Below are 19,213 nucleotides of genomic sequence, written 5' to 3' on the forward strand. Positions count from 1 at the left end.
GGGAGCGTCCGCCGTAGCTGTGGGCACGGCTAACTTTGTGAATCCCCGGGCTTCCTTAGAGGTTTTGGATGGTATCAGGAAGTACTGTGAACGAAATGGGTTCGAGGAGGTAAACCAAATGGTCGGTTTGGCTTGGAAGGAGGGAACCTGCTTTTATGAGGGACAGGGAAAGACTAATTGTGGCCCTCGATACCAGTGACCTGAAGCAGGCGAGCAGAATCGTAGATCTGTTGGCGCCTCACGTAGGTATGTTTAAAGTAGGTATGCAGCTCTATTATAGTCACGGGCCTGAAGCTGTCCGCGAAATTATGCGCCGAGGGGCTAAGGTTTTTCTGGACCTGAAATTACATGACATTCCCAATACAGTAGCCCGGGCGGTAGAGGTGATGGTAGATCTGGGAGTATTTATGTTCAACCTCCACGTTGCCGGTGGCAGGGAAATGCTGAAGCGGGCGGCGGAAACCGCAAGGAGCAGGGCCCAAGAAAAAGGGGTACAGAAGCCGTTGATACTGGGTGTTACAGTTTTGACCAGTTTAGATGAAAAGGCGTTGCGCGAAGAAATTGGTATCCCTAAGCCCCTGCGGGAGACGGTCAAGGATTGGGCATATATGGCCAAAGAAGCGGGATTGGACGGGGTAGTGGCGTCGGCCCAAGAAGTCGAGTTGATCAGAAAAGTGTGTGGCGACGATTTTGTGATCGTCACTCCTGGTATTCGTCCTGCTTGGGCTGAGCACGGGGACCAGAAGAGAGTAACAAGCCCTGCGGAGGCAGTAGCGGCAGGTGCTACCTATCTGGTAGTAGGGCGTCCCGTTACAGCGGCTCCTGATCCCGTAGAAGCGGTGAGGAAAATTATGGATGAAATGGAGGGACTCTAAAATGCTGTCACAAGAAGAGATCTTAAATATGTTCACCTCCTGTGAAGCTCTTTTGGAAGGACATTTTCTTCTCAGTTCAGGACTGCATAGCAATCGTTACATTCAATGTGCCAAGGTTCTCCAGTACCCGGAATATGCTACCAAACTGGCAAGGGAGTTGGCAGAAAGATTTCTCGGTAAAGGTATTAAGGCGGTAGTGGGACCGGCTTTAGGGGGAATTATAGTGGCCCACGAAGTCGCTCGCTGGTTGAATGCCAGGGCTTTATTTACTGAGCGGCAGGATAACTTTATGACGCTGCGTAGGGGGTTCTCAATCGGGCAGGGCGAAAAAGTGCTAGTGGTAGAAGATGTTATTACGACTGGCGGTTCTGTCCAGGAAGTAATTGAAGTGGTTCAGAAGAGCGGGGGTAAGGTAGAAGGAGTTGGAGTTTTGGTTGATCGTAGTGGTGGCCACGTCCGTTTGGATTATCCTGTGGAAAGCCTGTTGTCTCTTACGGTGGAAACTTTTTCAGCCGAAGAATGTCCTTTATGTCGAGCGGGTATACCATTAGTTAAACCTGGCAGTAGAAAGGTGTGAAAAGCAGGATTTATCTATATTTCGCCGAAATGATAATCCGTTTGCGGAGGGCGTTGGCAATAGATCCCTAACTGTCATGCCAAGAGGTTTGGCCCAGACTATGGAGTAGGTGAAGTTATGACTGCCCAGAAAGTTATCCTGTGTATAGTAGATTCTTTTCACCCCGAGGCTCTAACCCGGTGCTTGGAAAAAGGTTCCGTTCCGGCATTTGAGTTTCTTATAAAAAGTGGTTTCTATCACCGAGACTGTGTTTCTGTTTTTCCAACTATGACCCCTACGGCATCCAGCTCGATAGCTACTGGTTTAGGGGTGGACAGGCACCGGGTTCCAGGTTTCATTTGGTTCAATTACCCGGAGCGTCGGTATATCAATTATGGAGCTACTCCAACGGCGGTGTTTAAGATTGGCCCCGCTAACGTAATTCACGAGTTGCTTTATAATCTAAATGAGAAACATTTAAGCGGCCACGTCAATACAGTATTCGAAATATTGGAAGAAAATGGAATATCGACGGCGTCCATTAATTTTTTTATTTACCGCGGACGGAAAGAACATCCAGTACATATACCGAAGTTTCTTAGAATAAGCACTTTCAATCGGGTGCGAGCTAAGAGGGTACTGGGACCGAGAGAATTGGTGATCGGCAGTCTATGCCGACCAAGGCTTTTGGCCCAAGGGATTGGAACGGAGAAGGAAGTCCTACCATGGAAAAAGTTTGGAGTTAATGACGGATATTCCGGTTGGGCTGCCAGTCAGTTGATAAGGAAGGGTAGACAGCCGGATTTCATGATCGTCTATTTTCCCGATACCGACCGGTATTCTCATGTCCATGGTCCCTTAGAAAGTGGGCCCAGTATTGAGAGAGTTGACCGGGAGTTACAACGGATACTCAATAGTTTTCGGTCGTGGGATGAAGCCATGGACAAGACTGTTTTTATAGTAGCGGGCGACCATTCCCAAACGCTTATAGGTAGGTCAAAGCATAATATGATTAACCTGCCCCGGATACTTAAAAAATATCGACTGCTGGGTATGAGGGAAAGGCAGGTGGAGGAAAGAGATCTGGCCATATGTCCCAATGAGCGTATGGCTTCGGTGGAAATTCTTCACCGTGATCCGGAATTATTGGAAGAGATAGCTTACCTCTTGGCTCGGGATGAACGAATAAGTCAAGTCATGTGGAAAAAAAGGGATGAATACATAGTAATGCAAGGAGGTTCGGGTAAGATTCTGTCTTTCCGACCGGGAGGGCCGCTACGGGATGCCTACGGCAGGCGTTGGAAGGTGGAAGGTAATTTAGACGTGATTGACGCTTCCTGCCGTGGGGAAGAAATAATTTACCGGGAGTATCCCGATGCTTTAGAACGGATACGGGCGGCTCTGGAAGTTTTCCCGGGGCGGAGAATCCTTCTCTCGGCTCTTCCGGGCTACGAGTTCAGTGGGGAAAGTGCTCCTTTGCACCCGGGAGGAGGAAGCCATGGTTCTCTTCATAAAGAAGATTCCACAGTACCGCTTATTATTGCCGGGTCTTCCGAAGACTTATCAAATCCTCGTATAGTAGATTTTGTTCCATATATCTTAAAACATTTCGGGATTAATAATAAAGTTTAACTCGTTGACTTCTGTGGAAAAAACTGATAAAATATGCGCAACAACTAAAAATACCGTAAGTCCACTAGGGGTGCCTGCAGGAGCAGGCTGAGAAAGGGGAAACCCTTACCCTTTGAACCTGACCTGGGTAATTCCAGCGTAGGGAAGTGGGTGAAGGATAGATATAGCCGCCCCTTCGCTTTTGGCGGCTTTTGTCTTATCCTATAGTGAAGGGGGGACGGAAGTTGAAAGTGACCGTGAACGGCAAGGTAGTAGAGCTGCGACAAGGGATGACCGTTCTAGAGTATTTGAGGGAGAAGAAAGTTAACCCTGACGGAGTTATTGTCGTCTATAATTCAGACGTGCTTAACCGGGAAGATTGGGATGCAACCGTTTTGAAGGAAGAAGACACAGTAGAGATTCTAACTATGATGGGAGGTGGATAACGTGACTGACGAGCTGGTAATAGGGGGCAAGAAGTTAACCAATCGCCTATTTCTGGGGACGGGAAAATTCCCTTCCAAGAAGATGATAACCGAAGCCTTGCGGAGATCCGGGGCGCAAGTAGTTACAGTAGCCCTGCGCAGGATTGATTTTGAGGCTCAGGAAGAAAACGTTTTAAATTATATACCCAAAGATTGTATCTTGATGCCTAACACTTCAGGGGCCCGAAATGCCGAGGAAGCGGTAAGAATAGCTGAAATAGCACGAGCGGCGGGCTGCGGAAATTGGGTGAAAATCGAAGTAATTTCAGATAATAAATATTTACTGCCGGATAACTATGAAACAGTTAAGGCCACGGAAATTCTTGTAAAAAAAGGATTTGTAGTTTTGCCCTACATGCACCCGGACCTTATGGTAGCTAAACGGTTACAGGAGGCCGGCGCTGCTGCGGTAATGCCTCTTGGATCTCCCATTGGAAGCAACCGGGGTCTAAAAACTAAAGAAATGATACGTATCTTAATCGAAGAAATCGATTTGCCCGTAATAGTGGATGCCGGTATTGGCAGGCCGTCCCAAGCTGCTGAAGCCATGGAGATGGGAGCTGCGGCTGTGTTGGTGAATACGGCTATTGCTACGGCTGATGACCCGCCGGCTATGGCTGAGGCGTTCAGTCTTGCGGTTCAGGCGGGAAGGAAAGCGTTTCTGGCGGGTCCGGGAAGGATTAAAGAATTTGCCGAAGCATCTTCACCGCTTACCGGCTTTCTGCGCTAGGCGGATTAAAGAACTTTTTTGGATTACGAAGGATGGGAAGAGGAAAGATGAGCTTTTATGAACTAGTCCAGAAATACAGGGAATTTCCCGTGGAAGAATTTTGGGGAAAAGTTACTGATAGCCAAGTCGAGAAGATTATAGCCCAGGACCGTTTAAATACTTTGGACTTTTTGGCTTTATTATCAGAAAAAGCCCAAAATTATCTTGAACCTATGGCCCAAAAAGCGCATAGATTAACCGTGCAGAATTTTGGTAAGGTTATTTTTCTTTATACTCCCATGTATTTATCTAATTATTGTGCCAATCAATGCGCTTACTGTGGTTTCAGTGCTCTGAACCGAATGCCCAGAAAAAAACTAAGTTTAAGTCAAGTGGAAGAAGAAGCGCGTTTGATTGCCGCTACGGGGTTGCGTCATATCTTAATTTTGACTGGTGAATCCCGGTCAAAAGCACCAATCTCATATCTTAAAGAATGTGTCAAGATCTTAAAAAAGTATTTTTCTTCCATATCTATAGAGATATATCCGTTGGAAACGGAAGAATACCGCCAGCTGGTTGATGCGGGAGTGGATGGCCTTACTATTTACCAGGAAACTTATGATGAGTTGATCTACGACCGGGTACACCTGAAGGGGCCTAAAAAGAATTACAGGTTCCGGCTTGACGCACCGGAGAGGGGTGCGCGAGCAGGAATGAGGTCTGTAAATATCGGGGCGCTGCTGGGGCTGGGTGATTGGAGAAAAGACGCTTTCTTCACCGGACTGCATGCCCATTATCTCCAAAACAAGTATCTGGATGTGGAAATCAGCGTTTCTCTACCTCGGCTGCGTAGCTATCCGGGAACAATTAAAGAATTCAAACCTTATTGCCAGGTGAACGACAAAGAATTGGTCCAGTTTATGCTGGCCCTCCGGCTTTTCCTGCCCCGGTGTGGTATTACCATATCTACCCGGGAAGCTCCTGACTTCAGGGACAACATAATTGGACTGGGAGTTACCAAGATGTCTGCCGGTTCGGTGACTGCGGTGGGCGGACGGATTAACCGCGGGAAAGAAAATAACATTCCTCAGTTCGATATCTTAGATGAACGGAGCGTTTCGGAAATTAGAGAGATGATTTTAAGCAAAGGGTATCAACCGGTGTTTAAAGACTGGCATCCTATAGAAGTCGAGGTGTCGTGATATGGCTTTGGCTGACCGAGTGAGGGAGATTTTTAATACCGATCTCTACGGTATTACCTGTGAAGAGTATGCTCGCGGCAGGAACAACGTGGAGACGGTGCAAGAGATGATCAAAGCAGGCATCCAGATAATCCAGTACAGGGAGAAAAAGAAAAAGAGTCTTTACAAATATCAGGAATGTTTGCAAATAAGAGAAATCACCAGAAGGGCAGGAGTAACTTTCATTGTTAACGATGATGTTGATATAGCTCTTTTGGTAAAAGCTGACGGGATTCACATCGGGCAAGAAGACCTGCCGGCAGATAAGGTAAGAGAGTTGGTGGGCGATGATATGATTATTGGCGTTTCCACTCATTCGCCGGAACAGGCTTGGGATGCGGTGCGAAGAGGAGCCGACTATATCGGTGTGGGACCGATTTTCCCCACTAAAACCAAGGAAGATGTGTGTGATCCTGTAGGCTTGGAGTACCTGGAATATGTGGTTGAAAACCTGAGTATTCCCTTTGTGGCTATCGGGGGTATTAAAGAACATAACATATCTCAGGTTCGGGAGAAAGGCGCCAGGTGTATAGCCATGGTTACAGAAATTGTAGGGGCCGAGGATATCCCTAAGAAGGTGGAAGCGATTCGGAAGGTTCTAGCAGCGGCAGTTTAAGTAATTTTGTGCACTTTTTTTCTCGAAAAGTGTATGAATATTTACGAAATTAACTGTCTGTTATTCAACAGCCCATCGAGAAGATGGGCTTCTTTTTTTAGAACGAAAATATATGATGTGCTGAATGCCTGAAACAGAGGTGAGGGGGGTAAATGGCTGGCGGCAGGTATGAGAGTGGCATATAGATTGCTTGAGCTAGAGTGCCGTAAGATAGGTTAGCTAATATACATGGCTTTTACGGGAGGAAAAAGTATGAGTTCAGATCGGGAATTGAAACAAAGGGCTGAAGTTATCCGTAAAGGCGGCGCACCAAAATACCATCAGAAAAATGCAGAGAAGGGAAAAATGTTTGTTAGGGATCGACTTAAATTACTGTTAGATCCCGGTTTGGAAGCGGAGGACGGGTTTTGGGCTAATTGTCTGGCTCCGGACCTCCCAGCCGATGCAGTAGTAACTGGAATTGGAAAGATCAATGGTCGTACGGTCTGTTACATGGCCAATGATTCAACCGTCAAAGCCGGTTCCTGGGGATGGAGAACGGTGGAGAAAATAATTCGTATTCAGGAGACGGCTATGAACCTGAAGGTACCTATGCTTTACTTGGTGGATTCAGCCGGAGCCCGTATTACCGACCAGGTAGAGATGTTTCCGGGAAGGCGTGGCGCAGGACGCATCTTTTATAACCAGGTGAAGATGTCCGGGATGGTTCCCCAAATCTGTCTCCTTTTTGGCCCCTCCGCTGCCGGTGGCGCTTATATTCCGGCCTTTTGCGACGTGGTTATAATGGTTGAAGGTAATGCCAGCATGTATCTGGGCTCTCCCCGGATGGCCGAGATGGTAATCGGGGAAAAAGTAACCCTGGAGGAGATGGGCGGGGCACGGATGCATTGCACAGTCAGCGGATGCGGTGATATTCTGGTGCAGAGTGAAGAAGAGGCGATCAGGGTTGCCCGTCGCTATTTGAGCTACTTTCCGCAGAACTACAAAGAGAAACCACCGATGACTGAACCGGCTCCACCCGTGTTACACGGTCCCAGCATTGAAGAAATCATACCGGAGCGGGAAAGCGTTGCTTTCGATATGTATCAAATTATTGAGCGTCTTATCGACCGGAACAGCTTCCTGGAAATTAAGAAGCTTTTTGCCCCTGAATTAATAACCGGACTGGCCCGGTTAAACGGTCGTCCCATAGGGGTGCTGGCCAACCAGCCGAAAGTGATGGGAGGGGTGCTCTTTGTAAATTCTGCCGATAAAGCAGCCAAATTTGTTAACTTATGTGATGCCTTCAATATTCCCCTCCTGTTTCTTATGGACGTACCGGGCTTTATGGTGGGTACGGAGGTGGAGCGACAGGGGATTATCCGTCACGGTGCCAAGATGATTTCGGCCATATCCGAAGCCACGGTACCCAAGATCTCGGTAGTGGTCAGGAAAGCCTACGGGGCCGGCCTGTATGCGATGTGTGGTCCGGCTTTTGAGCCTGACTGCTGTTTGGCACTACCTTCGGCGCAGATTGCGGTGATGGGTCCGGAAGCAGCTGTTAATGCCGTCTATTTCAACAAAATCGAGACTTTACCCGAGGAAGAGAGGGCTGCGTTCGTGGAGCAGAAAAGAAAAGAGTACCGGGAAGACATAGATATCTACCGGCTGGCGGCGGAGTTGGTAGTCGATCATGTTGTTGTCGGCTCTGAATTGCGAGACGAATTAATCCGTCGTTTTGAGCTATACTCCACGAAAGAAAAGACTTTCAGCGAAAGAAAACATGGGGTTACCCCGGTGTAAAGACTGCTTTAAAAGGAGGTTTCCAACTTGGAATGGGAAACAATTGAAGTGGCCCGGGAAGACCATGTTGCGATTGTATCTTTCAACCGTCCAGAGGCCTTGAATGCCTTGAGTACCCAGATGGCTAAGGACCTTATTAACGTTCTTGGTTATTTGGAAGAGAAGAAGGACGTCTGGGCTGCCGTTCTTACTGGGGGAAAGTCGCGGGCATTTTGTGTTGGCGCTGATCTAAAGGAAAGGAAAAATATGGACACAGAACAGATGAAACGCCAGAGAGCGCTGTTCGTAAAAGCTTTTAAAACGGTGATGAACTTCCCCAAGCCTTTGATTGCGGCAGTTCACGGTTATGCTCTGGGCGGAGGATTTGAATTCGCCCTGGGTTGCGATTTCATTATTGCTGACGAGACGGCAGTCTTCGGCCTGCCGGAAGTTACTTTGGCCATTATTCCAGGAGGAGGGGGGACCCAGAATCTTCCTAGGATAATTGGCAAGCACCGGGCAAAGGAGCTTATTTTCACCGGGAGGCGCATTTCCGCTCCCGAGGCTGCCGCCTGGGGGATTGTAAATCGGGTGGTGCCGGAGGGTGAGCTGGAAAAAACTTATCGAGAACTGATGAAAGAAATCACCCAAAACGGTCCCATAGCCCTCCAGCAGGCCAAACGAGCTATAAACTTCGGGGTTGAAGTGGAGCTAGATACTGGTATGGCTTTCGAAGCTGAATGCTATAATGTTTGTTTAACCACCGAGGACCGGAATGAAGGTTTACGGGCGTTTAACGAAAAGAGGAAACCGGTATATAAGGGGTGTTAAGGGAGGGATACTTATTGAATCAGATCAGGTTAAGCCAAATTGAACTGCCTCGAAAGGTGATTATCGGTGAATGTTGGGCTCGGGACGGCCTGCAAAACGAGAAAAAAATCATTCCCACGGAGCAAAAAGTTTATATGATCAATAAGTTTCAGGAATTGGGATTTAAGAAAATTGAAGTAACCAACTTTGCCCACCCTAAGTACCTTCCGCAGTTTGCCGACGCACTGGAAGTGCTAAAAAGGATCGACCGGAAGCCGGGGGTGGATTTCAGGGCTATCGTCACGAATATGCGAGGGCTGGAGCGAGCTATCGAAGCCAAAGAAATGGGATATCCGGTACAGGAGCTGGCTTTTGTCATCTCAGCCAGCGAGGCCCATAACAAGGCCAACGTTAATATGAGTCATAAAGAAAATATGGCCCTTTTGGAGAAGATGTGCGAGAAGGCTCTTGAACACGGTTTTAACATTCTGGCCTGGGTGCTTACCGCATTCGGTTGTCCCATTAAGGGCGACGTCCCAATAGAGAAAGTAGTTGAGTTTGGGAAATGGTGGAAGAGCTTGGGTGCACGGTGGATAGGTTTTGGCGATACGACCGGCATGTGTAATCCCAGGCAGGCCAGTTATTTTTACGAATACATCAAGGATGAAGGTTTCACGCCGGAAGAAATTATAGTACATTTCCATGATACCCGAGGAACCGGGATCGCCAACAACGTAGCTGCCCTCCAGGCGGGGATGATATACTTTGATACTTCAATCGGAGCTATCGGCGGACAACCGGCAACGGGGGCTCCATTGTATCACTTGGGATACGCCGGGAATACCTGTACGGAAGATTTGGTATGCATGTTCGAAGAAATGGGAGTTGATACCGGCATTGATATACAGGGCTTGATGGAAGTCGGAAGAGAAGCGGAGAGAATTGTGGGAAGACAGTTGCGCTCTAATGTGATTCGTTGCGGCCCGGTTCAGCATGAACCCCATGATTATCCGCCGCAAGAGTGAGCTGTGAGTAGCCATGCATTTGCCGCAGCAGGTGATTATTCGAGAAGTGGGACCGCGGGACGGACTCCAGTTGGAAAAAGAATTCATTCCTACTGTCCGTAAATTAGGCCTGATCCGGCGTTTGGTCGAAGCGGGAATCAGGTTTATCGAAGTAACTTCTTTTGTGAACCCGCGCTTAGTTCCCCAAATGGCGGATGCAGAGCAGGTAATGCAAGGGCTTGCCGCAGGTTCCGGCATTACCTATTCGGCTCTAATCTTGAATGAGCGGGGCATGAAACGGGCCATAGAGGCAGGGGTAAGAGAAATACAAGCAGTTATTTCCGCTTCGGAAGAGCACAACCAAAAGAACACTGGAATGTCTATTGCCGACTCATTAAGCCAAATTGAAAAAACTACTGTTTTAGGGCAGGAGAACGGTGTTACGGTTAGAGCTGCCATCGCAGTAGCCTTCGGGTGTCCCTTTTCCGGGATGGTAAGGGAGGAGCAGGTGTTTAGCTTAGTAGGGAAATTAGTAGAAATAGGGATTAGGAGTGTAACTCTGGCAGACACGGTTGGGGTGGCCAATCCCCGGCAGGTGTACGACATGATGCAGAAACTGAAAGAAAAGTACCCAGCGGTAGAGTGGTGTCTTCACTTGCACGACACGAGGGGAATGGGATTGGCCAATGTACTGGCGGGATTGCAAACGGGAGTAGTGATGTATGAAGCTTCCATAGGCGGTCTGGGAGGCTGTCCGGTAATTACCGACGCTCCCGGCAACATTGCTACGGAAGATTTGGTGTACATGCTGGAGGAGATGGGTATAGATACCGGTATAAATTTACGTGAACTGATACGGGCAGTCCGTTTCGCGGAGGAAATGGTCGGGCGGAGAGTAGGCAGCAGGTTGTCGTCGCTAGGTTGAGAATAATGTGTGAAGTTGGCAAGACTGAACAGAACTCCAGGAGGATAAATAATGCGCCGGTTATCTTCGCAAAATGAAATGCTGAGACAGATGGTTCGCCGACTGGCCGAGGAAAAGGTTAAGCCACAGGCTGCGGAAATCGATAAACAAGATATATATCCGTGGGATTGGTGGGAGTTGTTTGCAAGGCAGGGGTTGGTAGGTCTCAGTGTTCCTTCTCAGTATGGAGGAGAGGGTAACCTTATATCTTTCTGCCTGACGGTAGAGGAACTATCCCGGGTTTCGGGTACAGCCGGACTCATGATTAACTCCCAACAGTTGGCTTTAACTCCTTTGTTGCTTTTCGGCACGCGGGAACAAAAAGAAATGTTCCTGCGTCCCATGGCTAGCGGGCAGGCTATAGGAGGTTTTGCACTGACGGAACCGGAGGCTGGCTCGGATGCCGGAGCCATTCAGACCCGGGCTATAAGACGGGGCGATCAATATATCATTAACGGACAAAAATGCCTGATTACCAACGGCGGCTTGGCCCAGTATTATATAGTTTTTGCCTCTACTGATCTGGCGAGCGGCATTCGGGGCATAACTGCCTTTGTTGTAGAAGCCGATACACCGGGTCTGGTAGTGGGACGGGTAGAAGACAAGATGGGGGTGCGAGGGCTTCCCACGGCAGAGTTGTTTTTTGAGAACTGCCGGGTACCCTGTTTTCACCGTATTGGACAAGAGGGAGACGGTTTCAAAATTGCCATGACGTCTTTAGACCGGGTTCGACCGGGGATCGGGGCCCAAGCGGTGGGGATTGCCCAAGGAGCCTTTGAGTATGCATTAGATTACGTGAAGCGCCGGAAACAGTTTAACCAGCCGTTGGCTACTTTGCAGGGCATTCAGTTTATTTTGGCAGACATGGTTACGCAAATAGAAGCGGCGAGACAGTTGGTTTACACTGCGGCAGAGATATTGGAAGAAGCTTTACAACAAAGGAATTTAAGCAAAGAAGCCATCAGGTACTCATCCATGGCCAAACTTTTTGCCAGCGATGTAGGAATGAGGGTTACTACCGATGCGGTCCAGCTATTGGGTGGGTACGGATATTTACGTGAGCATCCGGTAGAGAGGATGATGCGGGATGCAAAAATAATTCAAATTTACGGTGGCACCAATCAGATTCAAAAAATGATAATAGCTCGAAGCGTATTGTAAATGTTATGGGTATGAAAGTTTTGAACTAATGAAAAACGAGGGGGATATTATGGACTTCAAGTTTACGGAAGAACAGGAAATGTTGGCGCGTTCTGTAGAGCGTTTCGCCCGGCAGGAGGTGGCTCCGGGAGCAGACCAAAGGGACGAAACGGGGGAGTGGAACTGGGAACTCTGGAGAAAGATTGGAGAAATTGGGCTTCTGGGACTTCCTATCCCGGAAGAATATGGTGGGAGTGGAGCCAGCGCGGTAACCAGTCTCTTAGCTTATGAAGCTTTTTGCCGGGGAGGAAGAGACGCAGGACTGTACCTTTCCGTAGGTGCCCACGTGTTTTTATGTGCCGTTCCTATCTGGCTTCATGGTACTGAGGAACAGAAGAAGAAGTTTCTACCCAAGCTCTGTAGCGGAGAGTACGTAGGTGCCCTAGCTCTTACGGAGCCCAATGCAGGTTCGGATGCGGCAGGCATTCAGACTACCGCCCGGCGAGAAGGAGATTATTATGTCCTGAACGGTAGTAAAATGTTCATAACCAATGGGTCGATTGCCGACGTGATTTTGGTTATGGCTACTTTAGACAGGAGCAAGCGTGCTCAGGGAGTAACGGCATTCATTGTAGAAAAAGGAACTCCAGGTTTCTCCGTCAGCCGTGAACTGAACAAGATGGGCCACCGTTCCTCACCCACGGCTGAACTGGTATTTGAGGACTGCCGTGTTCCAGTAGATAACCGGTTGGGCGATGAAGGGCGAGGTTTCCAGGTTACTACCGATACTTTAGTCTGGGAAAGGGGAGTTTTCCTGGCTGCAGAAAGCATTGGACTTATGGAGGCAATTTTAGAAATGACTTTGGAATATGCCAAACAGCGGATACAATTTGGAAAGCCTATTGCCGAGTTTCAAATGATCAGGGAAAAGCTGGCCAACATGCAAATCACTTTGGATGCAGCAAAATTGCTTTCCTACCGGGCTGCCTGGATGAAAGACGAAGGACTGGACGGAAAGTTCGAGGCCTCGGTAGCTAAGGGTTTTTATGCCGACCAGCTGGTAAGAATGGCGGAAGACGCGTTACAAATTTTCGGAGGTTACGGATATATGAAAGAGTATCCCATCGAACGCATCTACCGGGATGCCAAACTGATGACCATTGGAGGCGGAACTTCTGAAGTTCAAAAGTTAGTAATTTCCAGCAAGCTCATACGGGCATAAACTTGTTTGAGCCGGGATTTATACATTTTTCGCCTGTTTTGGTTCCAATTGGGGTTCAGGAATAACTATTGACCCCTTATTTTTTTCCAATCAGCGAAAATGATAAAACAAATTGTGCAAGATATTTTACAATTATATTGAGCCGTAGGTAAAGGGGCAGAGGAGGAATGCTTTCCAGCAACCGAGAGTACAACGATAGCATATTTGAAAGTCTTTCCAGCGGTGTTATTACTACCGACTTAGAAGGATATATTACGGGGATGAATCCGGCAGCGGAGAAAATCTTCGGAGTTTCCCGGAGGGAAGCTCAAGGTCTTCATTATCAGTTCATAATGGTAAAAGAGGAAAGAGAAAGGTTGTCTCGTACCGTCAATTATGTCTTGCGGACTGGAAAGACTTATCGAGGGCGGGATGTGGAATTTCAGGTTAAAGGAAACAAAAAGTTGATAATCAACCCCAGCATATCCTTGATTAAAAACCGGCGGGGGGAAGCGCTGGGAATTGCTATGGTAGTGGAAGACGTCACGGAAAAGAGGCAGTTGGAAAGGCACCTGCGGCAAGCGGAAAAACTGGCCGCCCTCGGGGAAATGGCGGTGGGGGTGGCTCATGAAATTCGCAATCCGTTAGGGGCAATTCATGGTTACAGCAATCTGGTATTAATGGAAATGGAGGAAGATGATCCCCGCCGTCGTTATCTGGAAATAATTATTAAAGAAGCCGAACGGCTGACTCGAATTACCCAACAGTTGCTGGATTTTGCCAAGCCTTCTTCCCGGGAGTTTAAAGAAATCAATCTTCATCAGCTTTTAGATGAAGTACTGGCCTTTTTTCAGATGGAAACCTCCGTACACGAGGTAGCGGTAGTAAAAATTTTTGCGGAGGATTTACCGCCGCTTATAGGCGATGAAGAAGGACTTAAACAAGTCTTTCTGAACATCTTTTTTAATTCTTTACAAGCGATTTCTAGTGCCCAAGGAGAAATTCATGTGGTTACCTCTTACGATCCCGAAGGGGAATGGATAGTGGTAGAAATAAGTGATAACGGTGTTGGAATTGCCCCTGAAAACTTGGACCGCATTTTCGATCCTTTCTTTACTACCAAGGAAAAAGGTACCGGTTTGGGGTTGGCGATTGTACATCGGATTGTTTCGGAACATGGTGGATTGATCGAAGTGGAGAGTAAAGTGGGAGAAGGCACAAAGTTTTGGGTAAAGATGCCTTCGAAGGAAAGGATGGTTCTCCTTGGCCGTTGAAACTCCCTTGATTCTGGTTGCCGACGATGAGGAGCACATGCGGTCCCTCCTGGTGGAAGTTTTGAAGCGCTGGGGTTACAGGGTAATTACAGCGGCCTCAGGTGCCGAGGCTTTGGAACAGTGCCGGGAAAATCAGGTTAACCTGGCTATTCTTGATGTAAAAATGCCGGGAATGTCAGGAATTGAAGTGACCAAGCGGCTGAAAGAAAGATACCCGGAGATAGCGGTAATTATATTGACTGCCTACGCTACGGTACGTAATGCGGTTGAAGCCATGAAATTAGGTGCTTTCGATTACTTGACCAAACCTTTTCAGATGGACGAGCTGCGCCTGGCAGTTGAAAAAGCTCTGACTATGCATCGTCTTACCGCCGAAAATAAAGTGCTGCGCAGTAAACTTGCTCTTAGGGAAAAATTTGACGATTTTGTAGGGTATAGCAATGTGATGCAGCAAGTTTTTCAGCGAGTTGCCAAAGTGGCTCCCACCGATTGTACGGTTCTCATCCTGGGGGAGAGTGGGACGGGCAAAAGTTTGCTGGCCCGCTTGATTCATGAAGCCAGTTCCCGACACCAGGAGCGATTTGTTACGGTAAACTGTGCAGCATTACCGGAGAGTTTAGTAGAAAGCGAGTTGTTTGGGTACGAGAAAGGAGCTTTTACCGGCGCTGCAACCCGTAAGCCGGGAAAATTTGAGCTGGCCCATAAAGGCACGCTATTTTTGGATGAGATCAGCACCATGTCTCTTTCGGCCCAAGCCAAGCTACTAAACGTTCTACAAGAACCAAAGTTTGAAAGGATTGGCGGTACTGAAACCATTACCGTTGACACGCGGGTTATTGCGGCCACAAACCGGGATCTGAAAGAAATGGTACAGCAGGGAAAATTCCGGGAAGACTTGTATTTCCGGCTCAATGTAGTACCCATTGAGCTTCCGCCGTTGCGCAAAAGAAGAGAGGATATTCCTTATCTGGTAGAGTATTTCTTAAGGAAATTTAACGAAAAGTTTGGAGTAGAACCGAAAACGATTTCCAAAGAGGCCTTGAAATTACTAATGAGTTACGATTGGCCGGGTAACGTCCGGGAGCTAGAAAATACGGTGAAGCGAATGGTTATTCTCTCGGAAGGGAAGGAGATCAATACGGAAGACCTTCCTGAACATCTTTCCCGGGAAGCCCAACGTTCTGGCGTTACCTGGGAGGAAGGAGATTGTTTGGACAGTATCATGAGCAGGATTGAAAGAGAAGTTATCATTGAAGTTTTGTCTAGGTGCAATTGGAAGCGTACCGAAGCTGCCCGAAAACTAAAAATTTCCCGCCGGAGCTTGTACAACAAGATGGCCAGACTTAATATTATCCCGGAAAAGGAAAAAAAACTGACCCGTAACCATGGTGGCTGAGTAATCAGCCGTTTTTTGTTTTTTCCGATACTGCTTTAGCAGGAGTTACTAGAATGGTTTTATAAGCTTCGTATAAAACCATACCCGGTTTAGCCCCTTTTGGTTTCCGTACGTTTTTTCTCTGCGTGTAATCGACGGCTACTTTAGGCGCGTGACGGGCCTTGCTGTAAAAGGCGGCCAGTTGAGCGGCTTCCTCCAAGGTCCTGGAAGGTATATTTTGCGTGAAAGGGGTTTTGATAATAACATGAGATCCGGGATAGTCTTTAACGTGAAGCCACATGTCGTTTCCGCCGGCCAGCTTAAAAGTGAGAAAGTCGTTCTGGCGGTTGTTCTTTCCGACTAAAATTTCCAAGCCATCAGAGGAAAGAAAAGAAAGAGGGGCATTCGGAGCCGGTGTTTTTTCTTTTTCCTTTTTCGGCGAGGGTTGCTTTTTAAGATAGCCGGTAGCAACCAGTTCCCCACGTATTTCTTCCAGGTGCTCTTCATCATCGGCGTTTTCCAGGCTGTGCAAAACGCTTTCCAGATAGTATATCTCATTTCGGAGAGGTTCAATCTCCTCCCGGGCTCTCTGAGAGCTTCTCTTAAGCTTATTATATTTTTTGTAATAAAATTGGGCATTTTGAGCCGGGGTTAATTCAGGGTTTAACTCAATGATAACTTCTTCTGCCTCAGGATGGTAAAAGTTTTCCGCTCGCAGGATCTTATCCCCTTTGCGCAAGCGGTATATGTTTGCTGTGACGAGGTCGCCGGCCATACGATACTTTTCCGCCTTTTCCGCTTCCGACAGAATCTGCATCTGGTGCGATAGCTTCTTACTCAGTCGGTTAATTTCCCGCTCTACTAATTGGATTAAACTGGAACGCTGCTGTTTAATCCTTTCTTGCAACTGTTTGGCTGTGTAAAAGAGGTCCAAGGCGGAACTTATGGTTGACGGGTGAAGGTGGGAGGTTTCCGGGTATTGAGTCAGATCGAGGACGGAAAAGGCCTGGTATGTTTCGTCGAGTTTTATTAAAGTAGGACAGAAACGCCCTTCCCGGATATTCTCGACCACTTCTTTGAATGCCTGCCAGAGACGAGTGATTTCGTATTCGCCGCACTGGTCGAGAACTGTATCCGCTTCCAGGCCCGCCCGAAAGACGATTTCCGTACAGGTTTGAGGGCTAAAACCTTCAAAATTCTGGAGGAGAATACGATTTAACTTTTGGGATAAAGGTGAGTACAGCAATTTTTCCCGAAAAGTTTCCTCAGCGACTTCAAGAGGAAACAGTTTTTCCTGCGGGGGAGGGGGTAGGTAAGGTTTTCCGGGAAAAACTTCCCGGTAGCGGTTCACGGCAAAAGTATACCGCTTTATACCATCTATGATATTATTAGTCTTCGGGTCCAGCAAAATTAAATTGCTGTGTTTGCCCATGATTTCCGCAATCAGAACTTTTTCGGTCAATTCACCCATTTCATTGTAATTTTGTATGAAGAGGCGGAGTATTCTTTCTAGGCCCGGTTGTTCTATTTTAACAACGCGTCCCCCCTCCAGGTGCTTGCGCAGCAGCATACAAAACGAAGGTGGTGCGGGGGGATTTTCCCAATTCTGCCTGGTCAGATGTACCCGCGCACTGGCAGCCTGAACTGAAAAAAGGAGTTTATGGGTCTGTCCTTTCTGGTGTATATGGAATAGAACAAGTTCCTTTTGGGGTTGGTAGATACGTTCAATCCGTCCTTGTAGGATGGTGGTATTCAGCTCTTGCCTGACCGCAGCCAAAACTACGCCATCATATGCCACCGAACTTCCCACCCTTCTCGAAATTAAAGAATCGTGGATAGTATAACATTTTTATAATTTCCTGGCAACGAAGGCCTAGAGAGCCCAAGGTCATTTTTTAAAGACAAGTTGAATATATTTGGGAGAGAAAAGTATGGTGGGGAGGAACGGGATGGTGCTGAGACAATGGTACCAGTTATCACCTTCGGAGGTGGTAGAAGCTTTAGCGAGTGATCCGGTTAATGGCTTAACGGATGCAGAAGCTGAAATGAGAAGGGAGAGCTTCGGACCGAATCAACTTAAAGACAGCAGGAAAATTTCTCTCCTGCATATATTTTTTAGTCAATTCACCGACTTTATGGTTTTAGTTTTGCTTGCTGCAACCCTAGTATCGGCCTTGTTGGGAGAATATGTAGACGCAGTTACTATTCTGGCTATTGTGGTGCTTAATGCAGCTCTGGGTTTTATTCAGGAATATCGCGCGGAAAAATCCATGGAAGCGTTGAAACGTCTTGCTGCTCCGGAAGCCAGAGTGATAAGAAACGGTAGAGAACAGAGAATTCCGGCCCAAGAGCTGGTTCCCGGTGACATTGTCTTATTGGAAACCGGAGACCGGGTTCCTGCTGATGTACGACTATTGGAAACGGTTCGCATGGAAATAGAAGAATCTACTTTAACCGGGGAATCGGTACCGGTTAAAAAAAATAAGGAGCCTATTCCCCAAAAAGAATTAGGCCTGGCGGATCGGAAGAATATGGCTTTTCTCGGAACGGTTGTGACCCGGGGACGGGGCCGGGGGATAGTGGTAGCTACCGGTATGGATACAGAAATGGGGCAGATAGCCGGAATGATACAGGAGGCAGAAGCGGAGGAAACGCCTCTACAAAAACGGCTGGGTTTCCTGGGAAGGTGGCTGGTGGCTTTTTGCCTGATAATATGTGTTGTGGTAGTCATCACCGGCGTATTACGGGGAGAACCTCTTTATCGTATGTTTTTGGCGGGAGTAAGTCTGGCGGTCGCTGCTATACCGGAAGGCCTTCCGGCTATCGTAACTGTGGCCCTAGCTGTAGGTGTACAAAAAATGGTAGCCCGGAATGCAATTATCAGAAGACTTCCGGCGGTTGAAACTTTAGGTTGTGCTACCGTAATTTGTTCCGACAAAACGGGTACTCTTACTAAAAATGAAATGACTGTACGACGTTTATGGTGTAACGGTCGCCTGGTGGAAGTTACCGGCGAAGGTTATGCTCCTCAAGGAGATTTCTACCTGCAAGGCAAGAAGGTTAATCCGCGAAAAGATAGGGCTCTTTGGCTACTGTTAAAGATAGGTTCTCTCTGCAACAATGCAATTTTGAAACGCAACGGGATACCCATAGCTGGAATGTTCCGCCGGCAGGGTAAAAAAGCATGGAGCATAGCTGGAGACCCTACAGAAGGAGCGCTACTGGTAGCCGCGGCAAAAGCAGGAATTTGGCGGGAACATGTAGAAAAAGAAGAGGAACGTTTGGAGGAGATTCCTTTTGAACCAGAGAAAAAAAGAATGTCGGTCATTTACCGGGATTCCCGGGGGACCGTCCGAGTTTACGTCAAAGGTGCCCCGGATGTAATTCTCAACCTTTGTCGTAGCGTTTATTATAACGACCGGATTGTGCCTTTGACCCCGGCCCTGAGTTCGCAGTTGGCTGAGCAGAACGAAGCGATGGCCGGAGATGCCCTAAGGGTTTTAGCCTTTGCCTACAAAGAAATACGGGAGGAAGATCTGGGAAATAGCGAAGAATTGGAAAAAGATCTGATCTTCGTAGGATTGGCGGGGG

At 47.7% G+C, this 19,213-nt stretch carries 17 protein-coding genes, 1 pseudogene and 1 riboswitch; of the genes and pseudogenes, 17 read left to right on the forward strand and 1 reads right to left on the reverse strand.

From position 1 onward, the window contains the following. From KKC1_RS16920 to KKC1_RS13685, 16 genes and pseudogenes are all read left to right on the forward strand, one after another. Positions 1-199, forward strand: a pseudogene (locus tag KKC1_RS16920) (hypothetical protein); the annotation flags it as partial. Continuing rightward, positions 156-875: an orotidine-5'-phosphate decarboxylase gene (gene pyrF, locus KKC1_RS13615; RefSeq protein ID WP_088554971.1), complete on the forward strand. Its 720-nt coding sequence runs from the start codon at positions 156-158 to the stop codon at positions 873-875. The pseudogene KKC1_RS16920 and the gene pyrF, both read left to right, overlap by 44 nt. A gap of 4 nt (positions 876-879) precedes the next feature. Further along, positions 880-1,452: an orotate phosphoribosyltransferase gene (gene pyrE / locus KKC1_RS13620; protein WP_088555016.1), complete on the forward strand. Its 573-nt coding sequence runs from the start codon at positions 880-882 to the stop codon at positions 1,450-1,452. 117 nt (positions 1,453-1,569) lie between these two features. Beyond that, entirely contained in the window at positions 1,570-3,063 is a 1,494-nt protein-coding gene (locus KKC1_RS13625; RefSeq protein WP_088554972.1) for an alkaline phosphatase family protein, read from the forward strand. Positions 3,064-3,119: 56 nt separating this feature from the next. Further along, positions 3,120-3,225, forward strand: a riboswitch (TPP riboswitch). Positions 3,226-3,293: 68 nt separating this feature from the next. Next, complete coding sequence (thiS, locus tag KKC1_RS13630) at positions 3,294-3,488, forward strand: sulfur carrier protein ThiS (RefSeq protein WP_238134322.1); 195 nt, start codon at positions 3,294-3,296, stop codon at positions 3,486-3,488. Between the two features lies 1 nt (position 3,489). Continuing rightward, entirely contained in the window at positions 3,490-4,257 is a 768-nt protein-coding gene (locus KKC1_RS13635) for a thiazole synthase (protein WP_088554974.1), read from the forward strand. Positions 4,258-4,304: 47 nt separating this feature from the next. Then, on the forward strand, positions 4,305-5,438 hold the full coding sequence (thiH, locus tag KKC1_RS13640; RefSeq protein ID WP_088554975.1) for a 2-iminoacetate synthase ThiH: 1,134 nt from the start codon (positions 4,305-4,307) through the stop codon (positions 5,436-5,438). A 1-nt stretch (position 5,439) separates the two neighbouring features. Beyond that, positions 5,440-6,093 (forward strand): thiamine phosphate synthase, encoded by a 654-nt coding sequence (thiE, locus tag KKC1_RS13645; RefSeq protein ID WP_088554976.1) that lies wholly within the window; start codon positions 5,440-5,442, stop codon positions 6,091-6,093. Between the two features lie 252 nt (positions 6,094-6,345). After that, positions 6,346-7,875: an acyl-CoA carboxylase subunit beta gene (locus KKC1_RS13650; protein WP_088554977.1), complete on the forward strand. Its 1,530-nt coding sequence runs from the start codon at positions 6,346-6,348 to the stop codon at positions 7,873-7,875. Between the two features lie 27 nt (positions 7,876-7,902). Continuing rightward, positions 7,903-8,685 (forward strand): enoyl-CoA hydratase-related protein, encoded by a 783-nt coding sequence (locus tag KKC1_RS13655; RefSeq protein WP_088554978.1) that lies wholly within the window; start codon positions 7,903-7,905, stop codon positions 8,683-8,685. Between the two features lie 14 nt (positions 8,686-8,699). After that, a complete protein-coding gene (locus tag KKC1_RS13660; protein ID WP_192868250.1) occupies positions 8,700-9,689 on the forward strand; it encodes a hydroxymethylglutaryl-CoA lyase in 990 nt (329 codons plus the stop codon). Positions 9,690-9,702: 13 nt separating this feature from the next. Next, positions 9,703-10,593: a hydroxymethylglutaryl-CoA lyase gene (locus KKC1_RS13665; RefSeq protein WP_088554980.1), complete on the forward strand. Its 891-nt coding sequence runs from the start codon at positions 9,703-9,705 to the stop codon at positions 10,591-10,593. A gap of 51 nt (positions 10,594-10,644) precedes the next feature. Continuing rightward, the gene (locus KKC1_RS13670; protein ID WP_088554981.1) at positions 10,645-11,793 is read left to right on the forward strand and encodes an acyl-CoA dehydrogenase family protein; all 1,149 of its coding nucleotides are present in this window, start codon (positions 10,645-10,647) and stop codon (positions 11,791-11,793) included. Positions 11,794-11,842: 49 nt separating this feature from the next. Further along, the gene (locus tag KKC1_RS13675; RefSeq protein ID WP_088554982.1) at positions 11,843-12,994 is read left to right on the forward strand and encodes an acyl-CoA dehydrogenase family protein; all 1,152 of its coding nucleotides are present in this window, start codon (positions 11,843-11,845) and stop codon (positions 12,992-12,994) included. Positions 12,995-13,161: 167 nt separating this feature from the next. Then, positions 13,162-14,247, forward strand: a complete 1,086-nt coding sequence (locus KKC1_RS13680; protein ID WP_088554983.1) for a two-component system sensor histidine kinase NtrB — start codon at positions 13,162-13,164, stop codon at positions 14,245-14,247. Further along, positions 14,237-15,643 (forward strand): sigma-54-dependent transcriptional regulator, encoded by a 1,407-nt coding sequence (locus KKC1_RS13685; RefSeq protein WP_238134319.1) that lies wholly within the window; start codon positions 14,237-14,239, stop codon positions 15,641-15,643. The genes KKC1_RS13680 and KKC1_RS13685 overlap by 11 nt, the downstream gene beginning before the upstream one ends. Before the next feature lie 4 nt (positions 15,644-15,647). Here the strand turns inward: KKC1_RS13685 and KKC1_RS13690 are convergent, their stop codons facing one another. Next, positions 15,648-17,420, reverse strand: coding sequence for an Rqc2 family fibronectin-binding protein (locus tag KKC1_RS13690; protein WP_143288766.1), 1,773 nt, complete (start codon positions 17,418-17,420; stop codon positions 15,648-15,650). A 151-nt stretch (positions 17,421-17,571) separates the two neighbouring features. Here KKC1_RS13690 and KKC1_RS13695 point away from each other — a divergent pair. After that, the coding region (locus KKC1_RS13695) for a cation-translocating P-type ATPase (protein ID WP_143288769.1) at positions 17,572-19,213 on the forward strand (1,642 nt) is incomplete at its 3' end.

This window comes from Calderihabitans maritimus (genome assembly GCF_002207765.1).
In the GTDB taxonomy this organism is placed as follows: domain Bacteria; phylum Bacillota; class KKC1; order Calderihabitantales; family Calderihabitantaceae; genus Calderihabitans; species Calderihabitans maritimus.